The sequence below is a fragment of the Psychroserpens mesophilus genome (assembly GCF_000826645.1).
Taxonomy (GTDB): domain Bacteria; phylum Bacteroidota; class Bacteroidia; order Flavobacteriales; family Flavobacteriaceae; genus Psychroserpens; species Psychroserpens mesophilus.
On sequence record NZ_JXJP01000047.1, the window covers coordinates 1 to 1014 of the forward strand.

Genomic DNA, 1014 nt, shown 5'->3' on the forward strand with positions numbered 1-1014 from the left:
CTGTAATATCTTCCGTAGCCGCTGAATAGCCATTTGGTCCACTCCATGTATAGCTTAAATCCGCATCTGGATTTGTGGAACTTCCTGAGCCGTCAAGAGTCACTTCCAGAGTTGTACAAGTCAGTTCTGCATTTGCGCCTGCATCTGCTGAAGGCTTTTCAGAATCCTCAGTTACATCTGCACTACTCATTGCTGAACAGCCATTATCATTATCCGTAACCGTTAAAGTGTAGGTTCCTGCTTCACTGACTGTAATATCTTCCGTAGCCGCTGAATAGCCATTTGGTCCACTCCATGAATAGCTTAAATCTGCATCTGGATTTGTGGAACTTCCTGAGCCGTCAAGAGTCACTTCAAGTGTTGTACAAGTCAGTTCTGCATTTGCGCCTGCGTCTGCTGAAGGCTTTTCAGAATCCTCAGTTACATCTGCACTACTCATTGCTGAACAACCATTATCATTATCTGTAACTGTTAAAGTATAGGTTCCTGCTTCACTGACTGTAATATCTTCCGTAGCCGCTGAATAGCCATTTGGTCCACTCCATGAATAGCTTAAATCTGCATCTGGATTTGTGGAACTTCCTGAGCCGTCAAGAGTCACTTCCAAAGTTGTACAGGTCAGTTCTGCATTTGCGCCTGCATCTGCTGTTGGAGAATTCTCATCTTTCGTAACATCTGCACTACTCATTGCTGAACAACCATTGTCATTATCCGTAACCGTTAAAGTATAGGTTCCTGCTTCACTGACTGTAATATCTTCCGTAGATGCTGAATAACCATTCGGTCCACTCCATAAGTACGATAAATCTGCATCTGGATTTGTAGAACTTCCTGAGCCATCAAGAGTCACTTCCAAAGTTGTGCAAGTCAGTTCTGCATTTAATCCTGCATCTGCTGTTGGAGAATTTTCATCTTCAGTAACATCTGCACTGCTCATTGCTGAACAACCATTGTCATTATCTGTAACCGTTAAAGTGTAGGTTCCTGCTTCACTGACTGTAATATCTTCCGTAG

1 protein-coding gene is annotated in these 1014 nt (G+C 43.1%); it reads right to left on the bottom strand.

The window, feature by feature from the left end; genetic code table 11:
* On the bottom strand, window positions 1–1014 hold a 1014-nt coding region (locus tag TD18_RS17280), incomplete at both ends, for a hypothetical protein (RefSeq protein WP_040254851.1).